The sequence below is a fragment of the Stenotrophomonas sp. PS02297 genome (assembly GCF_029959705.1).
GTDB lineage: Bacteria > Pseudomonadota > Gammaproteobacteria > Xanthomonadales > Xanthomonadaceae > Stenotrophomonas > Stenotrophomonas nitritireducens.
Map to the genome: position 1 here is coordinate 18,732 of NZ_JASCOS010000031.1, position 14,595 is coordinate 33,326.

General features: G+C 68.3%; 11 protein-coding genes and 1 riboswitch. Of the genes, 4 read left to right on the forward strand and 7 right to left on the reverse strand.

The features are described 5' to 3' along the window. Positions 1-54: 54 nt before the first annotated feature. Genes QMX80_RS08655 through QMX80_RS08680 form a run of 6 tightly spaced genes read right to left on the reverse strand, consistent with a single transcriptional unit; the run spans position 55 to position 4,739 of the window. Positions 55-843 carry a prepilin-type N-terminal cleavage/methylation domain-containing protein gene (locus QMX80_RS08655; protein ID WP_282276509.1) on the reverse strand — a complete coding sequence of 263 codons (789 nt, stop codon included), beginning with the start codon at positions 841-843 and terminating at the stop codon, positions 55-57. 1 nt (position 844) lies between these two features. Further along, entirely contained in the window at positions 845-1,450 is a 606-nt protein-coding gene (locus QMX80_RS08660) for a hypothetical protein (RefSeq protein WP_055771813.1), read from the reverse strand. Beyond that, on the reverse strand, positions 1,447-1,980 hold the full coding sequence (locus QMX80_RS08665; RefSeq protein WP_282276511.1) for a hypothetical protein: 534 nt from the start codon (positions 1,978-1,980) through the stop codon (positions 1,447-1,449). Before QMX80_RS08665 ends, QMX80_RS08660 begins: the two co-directional genes overlap by 4 nt. Next, a complete protein-coding gene (locus QMX80_RS08670; RefSeq protein WP_282276512.1) occupies positions 1,977-3,377 on the reverse strand; it encodes a hypothetical protein in 1,401 nt (466 codons plus the stop codon). Before QMX80_RS08670 ends, QMX80_RS08665 begins: the two co-directional genes overlap by 4 nt. Further along, the gene (locus tag QMX80_RS08675; RefSeq protein ID WP_282276513.1) at positions 3,374-3,916 is read right to left on the reverse strand and encodes a hypothetical protein; all 543 of its coding nucleotides are present in this window, start codon (positions 3,914-3,916) and stop codon (positions 3,374-3,376) included. Before QMX80_RS08675 ends, QMX80_RS08670 begins: the two co-directional genes overlap by 4 nt. A 4-nt stretch (positions 3,917-3,920) precedes the next feature. Next, complete coding sequence (locus QMX80_RS08680) at positions 3,921-4,739, reverse strand: prepilin-type N-terminal cleavage/methylation domain-containing protein (protein ID WP_082443730.1); 819 nt, start codon at positions 4,737-4,739, stop codon at positions 3,921-3,923. A gap of 279 nt (positions 4,740-5,018) precedes the next feature. Here QMX80_RS08680 and ggt point away from each other — a divergent pair, with 279 nt between their 5' ends. After that, entirely contained in the window at positions 5,019-6,722 is a 1,704-nt protein-coding gene (gene ggt, locus QMX80_RS08685) for a gamma-glutamyltransferase (protein ID WP_282276515.1), read from the forward strand. Between the two features lie 75 nt (positions 6,723-6,797). On the opposite strand, the gene QMX80_RS08690 is transcribed toward ggt, so the two are convergent. After that, complete coding sequence (locus QMX80_RS08690; protein WP_282276516.1) at positions 6,798-8,336, reverse strand: BCCT family transporter; 1,539 nt, start codon at positions 8,334-8,336, stop codon at positions 6,798-6,800. Positions 8,337-8,696: 360 nt separating this feature from the next. Beyond that, positions 8,697-8,798: riboswitch (TPP riboswitch) on the forward strand. A gap of 103 nt (positions 8,799-8,901) precedes the next feature. On the opposite strand from QMX80_RS08690, the gene thiC reads away from it, so the two are divergent. The 3 genes from thiC to QMX80_RS08705 form a co-directional block, all read left to right on the forward strand. Next, on the forward strand, positions 8,902-10,827 hold the full coding sequence (thiC, locus tag QMX80_RS08695; RefSeq protein WP_282276517.1) for a phosphomethylpyrimidine synthase ThiC: 1,926 nt from the start codon (positions 8,902-8,904) through the stop codon (positions 10,825-10,827). Between the two features lie 493 nt (positions 10,828-11,320). Continuing rightward, complete coding sequence (locus QMX80_RS08700; RefSeq protein ID WP_282276518.1) at positions 11,321-13,654, forward strand: winged helix-turn-helix domain-containing protein; 2,334 nt, start codon at positions 11,321-11,323, stop codon at positions 13,652-13,654. A gap of 112 nt (positions 13,655-13,766) precedes the next feature. Further along, on the forward strand, positions 13,767-14,595 hold an 829-nt coding region (locus QMX80_RS08705), incomplete at its 3' end, for an AraC family transcriptional regulator (protein ID WP_282276520.1).

Below are 14,595 nucleotides of genomic sequence, written 5' to 3' on the forward strand. Positions count from 1 at the left end.
CGGTTCTGTACCTTGGAAGGAAACGGTGGAATGCAGGAGGAAGGGCATCGGCGGTCAGCGCGCGGTGGCCATCAGCCAACCGAGCAGGGCAGTGGCGCTTTCGGCGACGACGAGATCGTCGTAGCGCTCATCGCCGGGGTAGTCGGGAGGAGTGACGCACTTGCCGTTGCCCTGGGCGAAGGCGCGGTTGTTGGCGCCGTCGAAGCCGGCATCGCCGGTGCCGCCGTCGCGGGCGCTGACCGGAGCTACCAGCACGAAGGCGGGATTGACTACCCGCGAGCCGGCGCCGCCGGTGCCACACTGCGTGGGCGTGCCGTCGCTGACGTAATGCGGCTGGCTGGCGAGCGGCGCGGTGGCGGTGCCGGCGGCCATGCGCGACAGCGCCGAGCCGAAGCCGCCCGCGTATTCCAGGTCGGGCTGGTCGGCCGATTCGCGCAGGGGAGCGACCAGGTCGGTGGCGGTCGTCCCGCGATGGACGCCATAGCGCAGGCGCTCGCCGCGTACCGGTACGTCCAGCCCGAGACTGGCATAGGGCAGCCAGCCGACATTGGCGCTGGCGGCGCAGCTGCCATTGCTGCCCTCGAAGCCGGTATCGCCGTTGGCCGAGAGGTCGGGACAGGGCAGGCGCTTGTTGCGCAGCGCGAAGGCGTACAGCGCCTGCCGCGCGGCTTCGGCATGGGCGCGGGCGGCATTGTGGCGGCGCGCCTGGCCGAGATTGTCGAAGGCGGAGAGCGCGGTCATGGCCAGCAGGCCGAGCACGCCCACGACCACCGCCAGCTCCACCAGCGAGAAGCCGCTGCGCGTGCCGGGGCCGAGCCGTGCGGGGCGGTGGCGTGGCTGCATGTCACCGGGTCCGGTCCGCGGCGGTGGGCAGGCCGGCGGGGGCCACGTCGTAGCGCAGCTGGCCCTGCAGCTGCTGCAGTTCGGCGACGATCTCGGCGTTGCGCTGGCGCCGCTGCGGGCTGTCGGGCAATTGGGTGGATTCGGCCAGTTCGCGCGCCAGCGACTGCGCGCGCTTGGCGATGACCAGATTGTTGCGCAGCGCATCCAGCCGCAGATCCGGCGGCACCTTGCCGGATTTCTCCAGGGCATCGAGCTGGGCCAGCATGTCGTCGGCAGCGCGGATGTTGTGCTCCGACTTCTGGCGGATGTCGGCAAGCGAGCGGTCGATCTCGGCTTGCGCCACCGCCTGCGGTGCATTGCCAGCCGCGGCACGCGCAATGGCGGTGCCGCCGGCAGGAGCGCCTTCGCCCTGCATCCATGGCATCGGCTCATCGGCGGAGGATGGAGCGACGGCGGCGGCTGCCGCCGGTTCTTGTGCCGGTGCGGTTTGCGTCGCCGGGGCTGGCGCGTCGCCGCCGCCGCCGATTCCGCGCAGGGCGATAACCGCCAGCGCGCCCACGACGATGAGCGCGCCACCCCACAGCAGGGGCTTGTGTGCCGGATTCATCGTGCGGCTCCGCTGGCAGGCTGATAGGGCGAGGGCACCGCGTGCACGGCGCGTGCGCCGTCCGAGCTCTCTATGCGCACCCAGTCGGCACCGATGGCCGCCACGCGCGAACCATCGGCGAGCCGCGTGCCGGCACGGACATGGCGGCCATCGATGATGGCGCTGCGCTGGCCATTGGCGACCAGGACCACGGAAACCGTATGCGTCGAAGGATCGCCGCCCGTGCCGCTGGTGCCGGCGGTTCCGTGTGGGGCGGCGGCGCCGCCAGCAGTTGCAGCCGGAAGTGCCGAAGGCAGGGCCAGCAGCGGCTGGTTGCCATCGGTATAGGCGGACTGGCGCAACAGGGCCACGCGTTCCTGCATCTGCCGGTTGTGCTCGATGGCGCCGCGCAGTTGCGCCATCTCCGCGGTTTCGTCCGCATCGTTGCCCAGGTGCAGGACTGCCGGTTTGACGATGACCATGGTCGCCAGCCAGCCGGTGACCACCAGCCAGACCGCCAGGGCGAAAGCGGCGGTGAATTTCATTTTCATGGACGCGACTCCGCGGCCTGCGACAGCGGGCTCTTGAGCAGATAGGAGAAGAAGCCGCCGGCCGAACGCGTGTTGAGCCCGCCGCTCTGGGGATCGACCGGTTGCGGATCGAAGCCGGCGCGACGCAGTCGTTCGACGAAGGTGGGCACCTGCATGCCGGCCGTGCCGCGCCAGGCATCGGCGACACCGTCCACGCGCAGGGTGTAGCCGTCGGCCGCGGGCGCCGGTTGCGGGGCAGGCATGCCCTGCGCCGCCTGCGCAGGTGGCTCCTCCAGCCGCACCCGCAGGATGCGTACCTGGCCGGCTGCGGCATCACGCACCAGGGCCAGGCTGGCACTGGGGTCGGCACCGTTCTGCAGGCGCGCGGCACGTTCGATGAAGGCCTGGGTAGCGGGGAAGTCATCGGGCATCGCTTCACGCGCGTGCAGGCCGTCGATCTGCCGCTCGATCGCCGCGATCTCCTCGCCCAGCTGGTCCGAGCGCACATTGGCTTCGCGAGCGCCAAGCGCCCAGCGCGCGCCCAGCGCGCCCAGGATCATCGCGAACACCAGCGACGCCGCGCTGGCGATGGGCAACGCCCCTTCGGCGAACCAGGCAATGCGGCTGCCCAGCGGATTGACCGCGATCGACGTGCTGGCCATGGACTGGATCCAGCCGATGCCGCTGCGGTACTCGTTGCCGTGCTCGTCCACCACCTGCCGCAGCGGTACGCTGGTCACCGGCAGGCCGCTGCGCGCGGAGAAGATTTCGCGCAGATCATCGTCCGCCCATGACCCGCCTTCGCCAGGCTGTCGGACCAGCACCGGGCACCACTGGATCGACAGCGGCTCCAGGTTGTCCTCGCCGGTGCCCAGGTCCTCGGCGAACTGCTCGGCCAGGGCGCCCACGGTCATCGCCAGGTCGGAAGGGTCCTCGCTGTAGGCCAGTGCGGTGCGATAGACCATGTCGTGCTTGAGCACGGCCAGCACGCTGACCTGTCGGCCGGACTGGAGCACCAGTCCCAGGCCGGGCCTGAGCGACTTGAACAACAGCGAGGTGAACGGGATCAGCAGGCAATGGTCCGGCTGCGCCTCGGCCCAGGCGTAGGTCTGTTGCCACAGGTCCAGCGGAACAGCGGTGAACAGCGTCTGGTAGCCGGCGCCGACGCCGCGGGTCTTGTGGATCAGGATCTTGCTTTCGCTGTCGATCAGGCCGTCCGAACGCAGGCGCTTTTCGATCAGCGCGACCGCATGGGCCGGGCTGCCTTCCAGCGAGATGACGTTGCTGACCGCATTCTCGAAATCGCTGACCACCACGGCCGAGCGTTGCAGACGCGGACGACTGTCGCTGCGCGATACGTTGCGGCCATCGAATACCAGCCACTGGCCCTGCTGCTGGATGACGTGAAGCTGGCTCATGGCGAAGAGGTTCCCTGATGGGTGCCGGGATCGTTGGCGGTCTGGAACAGCAGGCTGCCGCGCAGGGTCAGCGACAGCGGCGCGGGCTTGCGGTCGGCGCTGTCGGGCGGATCGAACAGCCCTTCGTCCGGGTGCGTGACGGCAATCTCGAAGGCCTCGGCGCCGAACAGGCGGTCGGGCGCGCGCTGCACGGTGGCGAGCAGGGGCAGCGTTTCCTCGCGGCTCATCTGGCTCTGGCGCAGGTTGATCAGCCGCTCGCCCCAGATGTCCGGAGCCAGCCCATGGGCACGGGCCGACGCCAGCAACTGGCGCGAGGAATTGGCGTAATCCACGCGCAGCCGGGTTTCCTGCTCGCGCACCTTCGCCTCGGACAGCGACTGGTTGCGTTCGCCCAGCCGCTGGTAGGCATCGGCCAGGGCCGAGCGCGCGTTGACGAACCAGATCGCCGCGACCACCAGCGTGGCCAGGGTCGTGGCGAACAGCAGCAGCGAGGCGCGGCGCGAGTCGCGTAGGCGCGCGAGCAGGAAGAAGGGACGCATCGGCTTACTGGTTCATTTTGTAGTTGGCGACGACGGTCATCACCTGGTCGTCGTCTGTGGCGGAGCCGAACTTGCTGCCTTCGGTGGTGGCGCTCATCGAGCCGGTGTTGTTGCCGCCCCACTCGGTGCCGATTTTCGTGGCATCGGTCGCACCGCCGGCATTGGTCGCCTGGCGGGTCAGGCCGGTGATGTACTGGCGGAACGCGCCGTTGCCGGCGTCCGGCTTGCCGTCGATCATCTGGTCCAGTGCGCGGGCCAGGTCCGGGGTCAGGCCGGTGATGATCATCGAGTTGCCCGAACCGTAGGCGCTGCCGGGCTTGTTCCAGCCGAAGCAGATGCGGATTTCCTGCGGATTGCCGTTGGTGTCCAGGTAGGCGTAGCGGTCTTCCTTGCCCTCGCCGCGACCCGGCGGCAGGGTGATGCCAGCCTTGCGTACCAGGTCGCGCAGATCGAATTCGGCGGTGGTTTCCTTGCTACGGCCCACGTCCTTGGGTATGTCACCGGCGCCGGAGCAGATCAGCGACGGTTCGGTGGCGTTCTTGCTCATGTCGCCGCCGGAGAAACCAGTGAAATGAGCGCCATTGACCATCAACTGCGGCGCGGACTGGTTGTCGCCGATCGGTGCGCCATAGCGCTGGTGGTAGCTGTTGTAGGTGACCACCCACTGGTCGATGAACTTCTGCTTGATGCGGGTGTACTCGGCGTTGCGCTGCACGTCGCGGCCGATCATCACCGCACCGATGATCACGCCGATGATGACCAGCACCACGGCCATTTCGACAAGGGTGAAGCCGCCCTGGCGGCGCTTGGAAGACATTTGCATTGGATTGCCCCTTTGATGGAAACCTGCGCGGCCCTGCGGAAACGGAGGTTCCGCCGGGCGTGTGTTGTTTCGGGCAACTTGATAGGCCACCGGCGTAAGAGGAGCGTAAGAGCGCATCGCGGCCGGGCTTGATGGCAGCCGGGGCGGCCGCGCGACGCCTTGCGGTGGCGGGCGTGCAATCCGGCGGGAACGATGAGCACCGCTCCGCGTGCGGCGACGGATGCACGAATGCCGTCGTCCGGTTATCGTCCGGGTCCGTTCCTGCTCCCGGCTGCGCCCATGAAACGTTTCCCGCTGCTGCTCCTGTCCTGCCTGGCCATTCCCACCCTGCACGCCGCCGACCGCATCACCGGCCCCGGCTTCGCCACCCGCTCGGAGGTGATCGCGCCGCATGCGATGGCGGCGACCTCGCAGCCGCTGGCCACGCAGATCGCGCTGGAGGTGATGAAGTCCGGCGGTTCGGCGGTGGACGCGGCGATCGCCGCCAACGCCGCGCTCGGCCTGATGGAGCCGACCGGCAACGGCGTCGGCGGCGACCTGTTCGCCATCGTCTGGGACCCGAAGACGCAGAAGCTGTATGGCTACAACGGCTCCGGCCGCTCGCCCAAGTCGCTCACCCTGGCCGAGTTCCAGCGCCGCGGGCTGAAGGACATCCCCGCCACCGGGCCGCTGCCGGTGTCCGTGCCCGGTGCCGTCGATGGCTGGTTCGCCCTGCACGAGCGCTTCGGGCGCAGGCCGATGGCCGACAACCTCGCCCCGGCGATCCGCTACGCGCGCGAGGGCCATCCGGTGGCCGAGGTGATCGCCTACTACTGGGACCGCTCGGTGCCGCGCCTGTCGCAGTACCCCGGCTTCAAGGAGCAGTTCACGATCGACGGCCACGCGCCGCGCAAGGGCGAGCTGTGGCGCAACCCGAACCTGGCCGACACCCTGCAGAAGATCGCCGGCGGCGGCCGCGATGCGTTCTACAAGGGCGACATCGCCCGCACCATCGATGCCTACTTCAAGGCCAACGGCGGCTTCCTGGCCTACGAGGACATGGCCAACCACCAGGGCGAATGGGTCGAGCCGGTGAGCAGCAACTACCGCGGCTACGACGTGTGGGAACTGCCGCCGAACAGCCAGGGCATCGCCGCGCTGCAGATCCTCAACATCCTGGAAGGCTACGACTTCACGAAGATCCCGTTCGGCTCGCCCGAGCACGTGCACCTGTTCGTCGAGGCCAAGAAGCTGGCCTTCGCCGACCGCGCGCGCTTCTACGCAGATCCTGCGTTCTCACCTGCGCCGGTGCAGCGCCTCGTGTCCAAGGACTACGCGGCGCAGCGGCGCGCGCTGATCTCGATGGACAAGGCGTTGAAGGAGGCGCAGCCGGGCACGCCGAAGCAGCTGGAGGAGGGCGACACCATCTACATGACCGTGGCCGATGCCGACGGCATGATGGTCTCGTTGATCCAGTCCAACTACCGCGGCATGGGCAGCGGCATGGCGCCGCCGGGGCTGGGCTTCATCCTGCAGGACCGCGGCGAGATGTTCGTGCTGCGCAAGGACCATCCCAACGGCTACGCGCCGGGCAAGCGCCCGTTCCAGACCATCATCCCGGCCTTCATCACCAAGGACGGCAAGCCGTTCGCCAGCTTCGGCGTGATGGGCGGGGCGATGCAGCCGCAGGGCCATGCGCAGATCGTGATGAACCTGGTGGACTTCGGCATGAACCTGCAGGAAGCCGGCGACGCGCCGCGCATCCAGCACGAGGGGTCGACCGAGCCGACCGGGCAGGGCACGGCGATGAGCGACGGCGGCGAGGTCAACCTGGAGACCGGCTTCCCCTACGAGACCATCCGCGCGCTGATGCGCAAGGGCCACCGCGTGGTGTTCGCCGACGGCCCCTACGGCGGTTACCAGGCGATCATGCGCGACGCGGAGACCGGCGTGTACTACGGCGCGTCGGAGAGCCGCAAGGACGGGCAGGCAGCCGGTTACTGATGCCGAAGGCGCCGGGCGCTGCCCGGCGCCCCCTCGTCAATCCAGGTCCTGCGCGCGGGTCGCTTCGCTGCGGGTTTACTCCTGCGCGGCCTTCTCGCGCTCGATCCAGGCCTCGACCATGTGCCGCGCGCGCTGGGCCAGGCGCCGCTGGCGGTTGTGTTCGGCGTCCAGCACGCGGTACAGGCAGACCATCACCAGCACCATCAGCAGCGCGAACGGCAGCGCGGCGATGGTGATCATGCCCTGCAGCGCGTCCAGACCGCCGGCCAGCAGCAGGACCGCGGCGATCAGCGCCACCGCCACGCCCCACACCGCCTTGCGCGACAGCGGCGGATCGCCGGCCTCGTCGGTGGACATGCTGGCCAGCACCAGCACCGCCGAATCGGCCGAGGTGACGAAGAAGATCACCAGCAGAACCAGCGCGACGATGGACAGCAGCAGTGGCCCGGGCAGGCTGTCGAACAGGGCGAACAGCACGGTTTCATAACCGTTGCCCAGCGCCTGCAGCAGGTCGGCGTGGCCGGTGATCTGCGCCCACAGCGCGGTGCCGCCGAACACCGAGAACCACAGGAAGCCGAGCAGGGTCGGCGCCAGCACCACGCCGACCACGAACTCGCGCACGCTGCGGCCGCGCGACACGCGGGCGATGAACGCGCCGACGAACGGCGCCCAGGCGATCCACCACGCCCAGTAGAAGATGGTCCAGTCCGCCACCCAGGTGCTGCCGGAGAACGGCGACATGCGCAGGCTCATCGTCACCAGCTGGTTGAGGTAGGCGCCGAGCGTGGTGGTGAAAGTGTCGAAGATGAAGCCGGTCGGGCCCAGCACAAGCAGCGCGGCCAGCAGCACGGCCGCCAGCAGCAGGTTGAAGTTGGACAGCCACTTGATGCCGCGCTCCACGCCGCTGAGGGTCGAGGCCATGTACAGCACGAAGGCGATGGCGATGATGGTCAGCTGCACCGGCACCGTCGCGGCGATGCCGAACACGCGCTGCAGGCCGGCGGCGATCTGGATGGTGCCGAAGCCCAGCGTGGTGGCCACGCCGATCGCGGTGGCGACCACCGCGGCGATGTTGACCGTGTGGCCGATGGCGCCGCGGTGATGGCGGCCGATCAGCGGCTGCAGCATGTCGCTGATCAGCCCGCGGCCGTTGCGGTTGTACTGGAACCATGCCATCGCCAGGCCGATCAGTGCATAGATCGCCCACGGGTGCAGGCCCCAGTGGAAGAAGGCGTAGCGCATCGCCGCGCGCGCGGCATCCACGCTCTGCGGGGCCAGGCCTTCCGGCGGCTTGGCGAAATGCGAGATCGGTTCGGCCGCGCCCCAGAACACCAGGCCGATGCCCATGCCGGTGGCGAACAGCATCGCCAGCCAGCTGGCGCGCGAGAAATCCGGCTCGGCGTCCTCGCCGCCGATGCGCAGGTTGCCGAAGCGGCCGATGGCCAGGTACAGCAGGAAAGTCAGCGTCAGGAACACGATCAGCAGGTACATCCAGCCGACGCTGCGCACGACCTCGACCAGTGCGGCCTGCACGACGTCGTTGAAGGGGCCGGGGGCGATGCCGGCCAGCAGCACCAGTGCGGCGACCAATGCGATGGAAACACGAAACACCATGGAGGAGCTTCTCCGATCTGGGGATGGGGGAGCGAGCCAGGGCTTGCGGTGGAACCGGCCACGAACAGGCGCGGAAGAGGGAGGGCCGGCGTGGCGGCACAGGAGCGGCATGAATGCGGCAGCGGCGCATCGTACTGAAAGGGCCGTCACGATTCCGTTAGAACGTGCTTCGCCATCCACCGCGAGCGATGGCCGCGGTGTGCGATGGGCGCGCATGCAGATCCCGCCGCGGCCGCAGGTGCGCTGCCGTGGCGGAATCCAGCGGGAAGGCTCGATCGTGCGCTGGCATGCGTCCCAGCGGGCCGGCAGGGGCCTGCGGGGAGCGCCGGTGCCTTTGGCCTGCGCTTCATGCTCTAATGCCGCCCGAAGCGGGGGTACCGCGGCCATCGTGCCGCGGTTGAGACAGTCCCTTGGAACCTGATCCGGTTGATACCGGCGTAGGGAAGCTTCGCAATGCCCCATCGTGCGTGGATGCCTGCCCAGGGTGCGTCCATGCGCCAGCGGCAGTGCGCCTTCGCTTCGTCCGGCCCGTGCATCCGCGCGGGCCCCAAACAGGACGCCGCCGATGAACGCACCGCTTTCCGCCCTGCAGCAGCAGGCGCAGCAACTCTCCGAATCCGTGACCCGGCCGATTCCCGGCTCGCGCAAGATCCACGTGCCGGGCTCGCGCCCCGACCTGCAGGTGCCGATGCGCGAGATCGCGCTGACCCGCACGCCGACCCTGTTCGGCGGGCAGGACAATCCGCCGCTCACGGTCTATGACACCTCCGGCCCGTACACCGATCCGGACACGCGCATCGACCTGTCCGCCGGCCTGCCGGCGCTGCGCGCGCGCTGGATCGAAGAGCGGGGCGATACCGAACGGCTGCAGGGGCTGAGCTCGCTGTTCGGCCGCGGCCGCGAGCACGACCCGAAGCTCGACGCGGTGCGCTTTCCCGCGCGCAGCCTGCCGCGCCGTGCGCGTGCCGGCGCCAACGTCACCCAGATGCACTACGCGCGCCGCGGCATCGTCACCCCGGAGATGGAGTTCGTCGCCATCCGCGAGAACCAGCGGCTGGAAGCGGTGCGCGATGCCCTGTTGAAAAGTCCGCACAAGGAGGCGCGGGCTCTTGCGGAGGGATCGGCGCTATTGCGGCAGCATCCCGGCGAGGCATTCGGCGCATCCATCCCGAGGACCATCACCCCCGAGTTCGTGCGCGGGGAGATCGCCCGCGGCCGCGCCATCCTGCCCAGCAACATCAACCATCCAGAAGGCGAGCCGATGATCATCGGCCGCAACTTCCTGACCAAGATCAACGCCAACATCGGCAACAGCGCGGTGTCCTCGGGCATCGCCGAGGAAGTGGAAAAGCTGGTGTGGGCGATCCGCTGGGGCGGCGATACGGTCATGGATCTTTCGACCGGCAGGCACATCCACGAGACGCGCGAGTGGATCGTGCGCAATTCGCCGGTGCCGATCGGTACCGTGCCGATCTACCAGGCACTGGAGAAAGTGGACGGTCGCGCCGAGGAGCTGACGTGGGAGATCTTCCGCGACACGCTGGTCGAACAGGCCGAGCAGGGCGTGGACTACTTCACCATCCACGCCGGCGTGCTGCTGCGCTACGTGCCGCTGACCGCCGGACGCATCACCGGCATCGTCTCGCGTGGCGGCTCGATCATGGCCAAGTGGTGCCTGGCGCATCACAGGGAGAACTTCCTCTACACCCACTTCGAGGACATCTGCGAAATCATGAAGGCCTACGACGTGGCCTTCTCGCTGGGCGACGGCCTGCGCCCGGGCTGCATCGCCGACGCCAACGACGCGGCGCAGTTCGGCGAGCTGGAGACGCTGGGCGAGTTGACGAAGATCGCCTGGAAGCACGACGTGCAGACCATGGTCGAAGGTCCCGGCCATGTGCCCATGCAGCTGATCAGGGAGAACATGGACAAGCAGCTGCGCGAATGCGGCGAAGCGCCGTTCTATACGCTCGGCCCGCTGACCACCGACATCGCGCCCGGCTACGACCACATCACCAGTGCCATCGGTGCGGCGATGATCGGCTGGTACGGCACGGCGATGCTCTGCTACGTGACGCCGAAGGAACACCTGGGGCTGCCGGACCGCCAGGACGTGCGCGACGGCATCATGGCCTACCGCATCGCCGCGCACGCGGCCGACCTGGCCAAGGGCCATCCCGGCGCGCAGGTGCGCGACAACGCGCTGAGCAAGGCGCGCTTCGAGTTCCGCTGGGAAGACCAGTTCCACCTCGGCCTGGATCCGGAGAAGGCCAGGGAATTCCACGATGCGACCCTGCCGAAGGACGCGCACAAGCTTGCCCACTTCTGCTCGATGTGCGGTCCGCACTTCTGTTCGATGAAGATCACCCAGGACGTGCGCGATTACGCGGCCGGGCAGGGCATCGACGAAGCCGCCGCACTGGAGGCGGGCATGGCCACCAAGTCGGCGGAATTCCGCGCGCAGGGCGCCGAGGTGTATCGCGTGGAGTGAGGCAGGATGAATGCGCGGAGTGGGCCTCGCTCCGCGCTGTCTGCCGTGTGCGGAGGGATGGCGCGCGGCTTCAGGGGGATGCCTGGCAGCCATGCCGCCTGATCGTCCCTTTAGGTTTTCTTCAGCTTGTTGAAGCAACGGCATCCGCATTGCGTCGCCGCGGCGCGTCCATCGGTCCGCGCACCAGCATTCAAAGGGTTTCGCGCCAGGTGCAGCGCCTCACCAGCGTTGCCAAAAAATGAACGGGAGATAAAAAAATCGCGCCCTGGGGCGCGAATTATGAAGCGGATTATATGGATTGCGTCGGCGAGAGAGAGCCTGATGTCGACCCGCATGGCTATGCAGGTAACTTCCATAGGCTAATATCCGTGCGCCTCAAAACATTTGCTCATTGCGTTGACGCCACTTGCGGAATTTGGCGGTTCACTGGCGGCGGCGCCTCCAGGGGGCGGGCTCAGGACGATGCCCTCCAGCGATTCATTCCCTGACCGGCATGGAAACCATCGACAGCGCGCCCCTCCTCACTGATCGCCTGCATATCGGCGATTGCCTGATCGTCCTGCCGTCGCGCGAGGTGCAGGCCCCCGGCGCACGTCGTCCGGCGCGGCTCACGCCCAAGGCGATCGGCGTGTTGCTGGTGCTGGCCCGTGGCGCGGGCAATGTGATTACCCGCGATGAACTGTTCGCGCAGGTGTGGCCCGATACCCTTCCCACCAACGATGTGCTCACCCAGGCGGTCACGCAGCTGCGCAAGGCGCTCTCCGCCGGCGGTACGTTCCCGGAAGGGCAGGAATACATCGAGACGATCGCCAAGACCGGTTATCGCCTGCTGGCTCCCGTGACATGGGAGACGGGGGAGGAACAGTCTCCGGAGACCGGCGAGCCGCCGGTGCCGGAAGCGGACGGGCCCGTGTCCAGTGCAGTCGCGCCGATGCCTGCTGCGCAGGTGGTGGCGGATCTCCCGGGCCAGCAGAAGAACAGGGGATTCTGGCGGCAGGCGCGGCGCAGGCTGCTGCTGGCGGTTGGGCTGTTGCTGCTGTGCAGTTCGGTGACGATGGCCTGGCTGCTGTGGCACCGCCCGGTGAAAGAAACCGCGCTGGACGCGGCCACGGCCGATGGTACGGGTGTGATCGGCAGTCCGGAGCGGCCCTATCGCCTGATCACCGCCAGGCAGGGCTTCGGCACGTTCCCCGCGCTGTCGCCCGATGGCGCGCTGGTCGCCTTCGCCGACGAAAGCGATGGCGGCTCGACGCTCAAGGTGCAGAGCACCGGCAGCGCGACGTCGGCGACGCTGGTGGAAGCGCCCCCGGAGGCGATTGACCGGTTCCCTGCCTGGTCGCCGGATGGGCGCGAGATCGCATTCGCGCGCTTCCGTCGCGATGGTGGCTGCGAGGTGCTGGTGATCGGCGCCACCGGCGGCAATGCCCGTCGAGCCACCGTCTGCGATGGCGCGGAGATGTTGAGTTTCAACTGGACGCCGGATGGGCGCGGCCTGGTGTTCGGTTCGATGACGGGCAGTCACGGGGCCCCTGGCATCCGCAGGCTGGATCTGGCGACCGGCCGCTGGACGGCGCTGGACTATGAAAGAGGCGAAGGCGACTTTGACTACGCACCGCGTTACTCGCCCGATGGCCGCCAGCTTGGATTCACCCGCAACCCGCAGTTGGGCGCTGTTTGGGTGATGGCAGCGAGCGGCGGTGCGGCCCGTCGCGTCACCGGCGGCAGTGTGGAAATGCGTGGTTGGGGATGGCTTGGCGACGACGCCATCGTGTTCGGGCGACGGGTGGATAGCGAATCCCGGCTGTACCAGGTGGATCTGGGTTCGGGTCTGCTGAAGGACCTGGGCGTGGACGATGCGCAGAGCCCGAGTGTGGCCGGCATGGGCAAGCTGCTCGCCTTCGTGCATCGTGCGCCGCAGTTCGGCCTGTTCCGGATTCCGCTCGATCATCCCGAGCGCAAGGAGCGGCTGTTCGCATCGTCTGGGCGCGACGCGCAGCCGATGATCGCGCCCGATGGGCAGCAACTGGTCTTCAATTCGAGCCGCTCTGGTGCGTTTGCGTTGTGGTGGGCGCGCCTGGGGCAGCCCGACTCCCTTCATCCGGTTGAAGGCCTGCGCCCCGAGGCGCGGCAATCGCCGGACTGGTCGGCCGACAGCCAGCAGGTGCTGGTAAGCGGGCGCGACGATGCCGGGCAGCCGGGCATCTATGAGGTGACGCCGGAACAGGGACAGTGGAAGCGGCTGCCGATACCCGTTTCCGAGCCGTTACAGGCGATCTACGGCCCTGCTTCCAACCTGTTCTTCGTGATCGGGCGGGAGGGGCAGGGGCCGGTCACCCTGTCGTTGTTCGACCGCGCCGGCGGCAACTGGCGGCGCCTTGCCCAGGTACCCGGCGCATCGCAGGTGCGCTACGACCACCGGACCCAGCGGGTGCTGTTCACCCGGTTGGCGGAGGGCGGCCTGTGGTCTGCCGATGCGAACCTGTCGCCTTCCAGCTTTCGCGAGCTCAGTGGAGAAGTGCCGAGCCGGTGGCGATTCCGGACCTGGGCCGTCGGCAATGACGGCATGGTGACTTACCTGCACCAGGAAGCTGGCTGTTCCGTGCAGATGAGGCGGCTCGACCTGTCGCAGGCGCCGCGCTGCCTCGAAGCCAAGGCGGCGAGTGCGACCAACGGGTTCAGCGTGTCGCCCGATGGGGATGCGGTTTATGTGGCGCTGGCAGTGGCCGATGGCACCGACATCGGCATCATGCCGGTGCCGCAGACCGTTTCGCGCCCCTTGCTCGGCGTCCTCAAGTGGTTGCCTGCATTGGGAAAACCGGATTCGTGATTTCTTCGTCCAGCGTTCCGGAAGAATTCGTGAGGTTATCGTGGGAACTTCCTGACGCGTGCGGCCAGAGTTGGCAAAACCATCGGCCATTGAAGGCAAATGATGGTGAGTCATGCGACAGGTGGCCTGGGTCGATCGCGGTCAGTCGGTTTCGTTCGAGAAGCAGCCCGAGGACGGTCCGCGTCCCAACTGCGTCGGTGTTGCCCGGCTGGGCAGCCTGCAGACCTCCGGGACGGTATTTACCGTCTGGATGCAGCTGCGCGGCAGCGCCTGGGTGGAATCCAAGGAAGGCCGCTTCCGCCTGAGGCAGCGCGAGTGGATCGCGTTCGAGAAGGAATCGCGGCCCTTGATCCAGGCCAGCCGCGATGGACTCTGCATCGGCGTGGCCCTGGATGCCGAAGCGCTGCGTACCCTGGGCGACCTGGCCGACAGTGCGCTTTATGCCGGCCATGGCCTCATGAGCCGGACAGAGGCGCGGACGGCGCTGCACCTGTGGCGCGAAGCGCAGGCCAGGGGGCCGGGCTCGCACGTCCTGCGGCCATTGCTGCTGCACGTGGCTTCGCTGCAGCGGGCTTTCTCCGACGGCGTGCAGCGCTGCCCGGGGCGCTCGCGCATCCGCAAGCGCCAGGTGTTCGGCCGCATGCAGCGCGCGCGCATGTACCTGGAGGGCAACAGCCACCGGGTGGTGCGCATCGGCGAACTGGCCGAGCTGACCAACTTCTCCAGCTGGTATCTGTCCAAGACCTTCCAGAGCCTGTACGAGGAAAGCCCGCAGTCGCTGTCCGCGCGCCTGCGCCTGGAGCGCGCCGCGATGCTGCTGCGCGATACCGACATGATGATCGGCGAGGTCGCTTCGGCCAGCGGCTTCGACAACTGCTGCAGTTTCGCGCGGCCCCGCGCCCCGCCCCGGCGCGGCGGGGGCCCCCCGCGCCGCGGCACAA